The organism is Pleurocapsa sp. CCALA 161 (genome assembly GCF_003003995.1).
In the GTDB taxonomy this organism is placed as follows: domain Bacteria; phylum Cyanobacteriota; class Cyanobacteriia; order Cyanobacteriales; family Xenococcaceae; genus Waterburya.
This window is the reverse complement of record NZ_PVWF01000199.1, coordinates 1-5,328: the sequence shown is the minus strand read 5'-3', so window position 1 is coordinate 5,328 and position 5,328 is coordinate 1. Positions and strand designations below refer to the sequence as shown.

Below are 5,328 nucleotides of genomic sequence, written 5' to 3'. Positions count from 1 at the left end.
CTAAACCATCAAATAGCATTGTACGTACGTCGGCACTAGTTTTATCGCCAGCTAATACAGGGTTAAAAGTTTTAGGATCGCTTAAAATGACATTAATTAGTTGAGGTGGTTGGTTGGGATTTGCCAAGAGAGTACTAGGATTACAGGCTGCTAGGGGAATCAATAATAGCAAGGCTGAAATTATTGCTAGACATTTAGTGACCAATGTTCGGAGTGAGTTGAGCAAATCCAAAGCTTATATTTTCCTTTACTCAGTTTTAGACAATATGACAATATTTAGACCACATTATATTTGCTGCCGTCAATTTTGAGGCATGAATTTGATAGTAATTTTGATAGTAATATTATTTCTAGCTATCAGTAGCAGATCAGTATTAAGCGATCGCAAATCCTGGAAAAATTATTAAAATTATTGATGATGATATCTAAAAATCAAATTGGCGTAGCCGTAGTTGGGACAGGATTTGGACAGAAAATACACATTCCAGGATTTCAACATCATCCCCGCACCGAAGTTGTTGCTGTCTACAATCGCGATCTCAATCAAGCCCAAAAAATTGCCGATGAGCATAAGATTTACTATGCCTACAACGAGCTAGATAAAATTCTCTCTTTGCCTGAAGTAGATGCGGTCAGTATTTCTACTCCGCCGTTTTTACATTACGAAATGGGTAAAAAAGTATTAGAAGCTAAAAAGCACTTGCTGTTGGAAAAACCCATGGCAATGAACGCTACCCAGGTTAAGGAATTATATCATTTGGCCCAGGCTCAAGACGTAACGGCGATCGCTGACTTTGAATTTCGCTACGTTCCCGCTTGGCTATCTTTGGCTGAACACTTAAACAATGATTATGTCGGCAAAACAAGATTAATTAAAATTGATTGGCTGGTAACTAGTCGCGCTGATCCCACCAGAGAATGGAATTGGTATTCTCAACAGCAGGCGGGAGGCGGTGCTTTGGGTGCAGTAGCTTCCCATGCTTTTGATTATATCCACTGGTTATTTGGCTCTATATCTAAGCTCTGTGGCTATCTTAACTGTGCTATACCTGAACGCCCCCAGGCGGGGGGGAAAATGAAGCCTGTCGATGCCGATGATACCTGCTTAATCATGATGGAACTAGCTGATGGTACTCCTGTGCAACTATCGATTAGTTCTGTTACCTATGGCGGAAGAGGACATTGGGTAGAAGTCTATGGCGAAACAGGAACTCTAGTTCTTGGTAGTAGTAACTTAAAAGATTATGTCCATGGTTTTGAATTATTCGCTGCTCCTGCTGGCAAATCTTTAAAAAAGATTTCGATTCCTAAGAAATATGAATTTAATCAAGTGTTTACCGACGGCAGATTAGCCCCCTTTATTCGTGTAGTCGATCGCTTTGTCACCTCAATTGATGCTGGAACATCCCTCGTCCCCTCCTTAAAAGAGGGTGTTTATTCGCAATTACTGATGGATTTAACCCACCGCTCCCATCAACAAAAAACTTGGGTTGATGTGCCTAATCTTGAAGAGTTTATGGCTAACTATACTAGAAGTTAAACTTCAAGAAACCCTGACAATTGCTAACTATTGATAATTGGCAAAAGTAGAAAAGGAGCATATAATTTGAGTAATCTCAGTAAAAACACTTAATTATATCAACTAAAAAAAAGGTAATTCTGTAGCAGATTTGACTATTGACAGTATTGTTTTTCATTCGAGTAGTAAAAAAGACAATGCTATTTGTATTTGATTGCAAATTATGATCGAACCAGACTTAATTATTTAAGTAGAGAGTATCACTTATGATTTCCACAACTGCAACCAAACGTTATTCCATTGGCGCAATCCGCGAAGAAGCGATAAATTTATTAGAAATTGGCGTTATTGCCTTCGATCAGCCTTTACGTATTTTATTTGAATACTTGCCTGCTAACGAATGGAATATGATTGAGTGTGAGCTAGAAAGATATGATTATCTATTGCGCGATCGCATTATTGACTTAGTAGGTGAAATTAGTTGGAAAAGTGATTAAGGACAAGTTTTAAGAAACTTTTCTCAAGTTAGAGATGGATATTTGTGCGATCGCCAAACTAGATTTACAGGTAATATCTCAGCTATACGTCTCGGTATTTAGTAGCCCACCTTGGAATGAAGATTGGGAATTTACTTGGGCGTATGAACGATTAAACTGGATCTATCAGTCTCAAGGTTTTGCGGGATACATTGCCCTAGATAGCAAGCAAATTCTTGGGGCAATCATGGGTCATTTTGTACCATTTAAAGGAAAAAAAGGTTTTGAAATAGTTGAATTTTTAGTAGCTGCTAATTACCAAAATCAAGGTATTGGCAAAAAATTATTGACTCAACTAGAATTAAATCTCAAGCAAGATAATTATGATTATATATGGTTACTAACGGCAAAAGATAGCAGTGCTGAGTCTTTTTATTGCCAGCGTAATTATCAAAGAGATTGTAAAATAGTTTTACTCAACAAAGAACTATAAATCTTTTGGTAGTTATTGAGTGAACCAAAGTGAATCAGATTGATTGGCATCGGCTAGCCACTTTATATCGTCAAAAATATCTCAACAATAGAGTGAAAGAAGGTGGCAAAAGTTATCAAGATGCTAATCTTGGTATGCCTATTTTTCCTCATAATTTAAAACTAAGAAAATATCAGCATCAAGCCGTAGCAAATTGGCTAGACAATAAGGGGAGGGGAACTCTCAAGATGGCAACAGGTAGTGGCAAAACTATCATTGCTTTAGCGATCGCCCAAGAACTTTATCAGCAGATCAAATTACAAGTATTACTAATAGTCTGTCCAACTCAGCATTTAGTTTCTCAGTGGTCAAGAGAATGCCAAAGGTTTAATCTTCGCCCGATTATTGCTATGAAGCGGGTAGATAACTGGCAAGGAGAGCTATCAAACCAACTATATAATTTACCAAACAATTTACCAAATTCCGCCCAATTTCTCACAATTATCACCACCAATTCAACCCTAATTAGTGATGCTTTCCAATCCCAGCTTCAATACTTTCCTGCCAAAACCTTAATTGTGGGGGATGAAGCACATAATCTTGGTTCAACTCAGAGTGAATCCCGTTTACCCCGTAACATCGGCTTGCGTTTGGCTCTTTCCGCTACTCCAGAAAGACAATACGATGAATTGGGTACAGAAGCCTTATTAGACTATTTTGGTAAAATCCTTCAGCCAGAATTTACCTTAGCAGATGCCATCAAACAGGGTGCATTGGCTCATTATCTTTACTATCCCATATTGGTTGAACTAACTACCCCTGAAGCTGCTGACTATGCCAAACTTACCAAACGGATTGGCTGGACTTTAAACAAAAACCCTAATTTCCTGGGTAATGATACTTTAACCTCATTATTAAATAGGCGATCGCGTTTAATTGCCAATGCAGCCAATAAACTAACCTGTCTTGAAAAATTAATGAGATCGAGATTAAATACTACCCATACTATTTTTTATTGTGGGGATGGACATTTAGACGATGATACACGCCAAATTGATGCGGTTACGCACCTGTTAGGCAAAGAGTTAGGCTATCGCGTTAATACTTATACTACCAATACGTCTTTAGAAGAAAGAGAACGTTTACGTCGTCAATTCGAGTCAGGAGAGTTACAGGGTTTAATTGCGATTCGGTGCTTAGATGAAGGTGTCGATATACCTGCCATTAAAACCGCCGTAATTCTGGCAAGCAGTAGTAATTCTCGTCAATTTATTCAGCGTCGTGGCAGAATTTTGCGCCCTCATCCGAGTAAACAACAAGCTACACTATTCGATACGATCGTCATCCCGCCAAATTTAGATCGAGATACTTGGGAAGTAGAAAAGAACCTCTTACGCAAAGAACTACTGCGGTTTATCACCTTTGCCGAGTTGGCTGACAATGCAGAAGAAGCGACAACACAGTTATTTAAGCTGCAAGAACAATATGAACTATAAACAATAACATTTTTACTGATTCCTAAGACGAAACCCTCTCTCTCCTAGTCCAATTTATGAACCTCTACCTACTTGAATATTTCTCACCCTCACAGGAACACAGGCATGGGTCATTTGGGCAATCTGCATCGGTTCGCCTTTTCCGCACATATTTGTTCCACACTGAACTAGTTCAGATTCACCCCCAAGAGCATCAATACTGTTCCAGAAGTCGGTAGTCATACTGTGGTAGGTAACATTCTTCAGCATTCCCGTAATCTTGCCATTTTTCACCTGCCAGAAGGCATCTCCGCCAAACTGAAAGTTACGACGCTGTTGATCGATAGAATAGCTGCCAATACCGTCAATTAAAATTCCCTCTTCAGTATCGGCAATCATTTCTTCCAAGGTAGCAGTGTGGCTATCTCCTGGCTTACCTGGTTCTAAACCCAAATTGGGAATGCGTACCATTGGCGTACTCGACCAACTATCGGCAAAAGAACTACCGTTACTGCTACTCCTGCCTAAGCGAAATGCAGTTTCACGATCTGTCAAATAATCGTTGAGGATACCGTCTTTAACTACATACCAACGTTGTGCGGGGACACCCTCGTCATCATAAGGCATCGTACTACGTCCTTGAGGTTGAGTGCGATCGGCTACTAGATTGATCCAAGGGGCGGCATATTGTAATTGGTGTAGATTATCCGTGGTAGCAAAGCTTGTTCCTGCGAAGTTAGCTTCATAACCGTATACTCGATCTAGTTCGGTAGGATGTCCGACAGATTCGTGAATAGTTAAAAACAGATTACTAGGCTTGAGAATTAAGGTTGTTTTACCATCTCCTGTAAATTCTGGGGCGTAAACTTTTTCGCTTGCTTCCTCGGCTACTCGTTCAACATTACCCAGTAGATCGGCGCTATCGATATGTTCATAGCCAATATTAAGGGGTGGACGTTCATAATTTCTGCCTTTGGCATCCCCATTAGCGATCGCTGTACAGCCCATGCCAGGATAGCTACGATACAGGGTTTGTTCGATGATTGAACCTACGGTAGAAGCAAATATTTTGTCTTCTTGGGCAAAACTGAGGAAAGAATAGGCTTTTTTGATGCCCTTGTCTTGATAGCTTAAAAATTGATCGTTAATCTTCAGCAATAACTCCGCTTTCTCTTGAATCGGCACTTCAAAAGGATTAATTTTAATTGGTGTATTGTAGCGCTCTTGATATGCCTCTACAGGCACTAGCTTAACAGGCTCTTGTTGGGTTAAACGACTACCTTTGGCGGTTTCCACAGCTAAGTTAACAATCCGCGTGATTTCTGCTGGAGTAATGCGATGAGAAGCAGCAAAACCCCATGCACCGTCTAATAGCACTCTTATTCC

Annotated in this window: 5 protein-coding genes; 4 read left to right on the top strand and 1 reads right to left on the bottom strand. The window is 39.8% G+C overall.

From position 1 onward, the window contains the following. Window positions 1-418: 418 nt before the first annotated feature. The 4 genes from C7B62_RS24225 (at window position 419) to C7B62_RS24210 (ending at window position 3,963) form a co-directional block, all read left to right on the top strand. Window positions 419-1,540, top strand: a complete 1,122-nt coding sequence (locus tag C7B62_RS24225; protein ID WP_106243762.1) for a Gfo/Idh/MocA family protein — start codon at window positions 419-421, stop codon at window positions 1,538-1,540. 245 nt (window positions 1,541-1,785) lie between these two features. Next, the gene (locus tag C7B62_RS24220; RefSeq protein ID WP_106243758.1) at window positions 1,786-2,016 is read left to right on the top strand and encodes a DUF4327 family protein; all 231 of its coding nucleotides are present in this window, start codon (window positions 1,786-1,788) and stop codon (window positions 2,014-2,016) included. Between the two features lie 34 nt (window positions 2,017-2,050). Then, window positions 2,051-2,488 carry a GNAT family N-acetyltransferase gene (locus C7B62_RS24215; protein WP_106243755.1) on the top strand — a complete coding sequence of 146 codons (438 nt, stop codon included), beginning with the start codon at window positions 2,051-2,053 and terminating at the stop codon, window positions 2,486-2,488. 29 nt (window positions 2,489-2,517) lie between these two features. Next, window positions 2,518-3,963 (top strand): DNA phosphorothioation system restriction enzyme, encoded by a 1,446-nt coding sequence (locus C7B62_RS24210; protein WP_106243752.1) that lies wholly within the window; start codon window positions 2,518-2,520, stop codon window positions 3,961-3,963. A 54-nt stretch (window positions 3,964-4,017) separates the two neighbouring features. On the opposite strand, the gene C7B62_RS24205 is transcribed toward C7B62_RS24210, so the two are convergent. Further along, window positions 4,018-5,328 (bottom strand): TldD/PmbA family protein (locus C7B62_RS24205; protein WP_106243749.1); only part of this gene is annotated, 1,311 nt, incomplete at its 5' end.

Coding starts and splice junctions, on each gene's coding strand:
- C7B62_RS24225 (WP_106243762.1), top strand. CDS start 419: ATGATATCTAAAAATCAAATTGGCGTAGCCGTAGTTGGGACAGGATTT.
- C7B62_RS24220 (WP_106243758.1), top strand. CDS start 1,786: ATGATTTCCACAACTGCAACCAAACGTTATTCCATTGGCGCAATCCGC.
- C7B62_RS24215 (WP_106243755.1), top strand. CDS start 2,051: ATGGATATTTGTGCGATCGCCAAACTAGATTTACAGGTAATATCTCAG.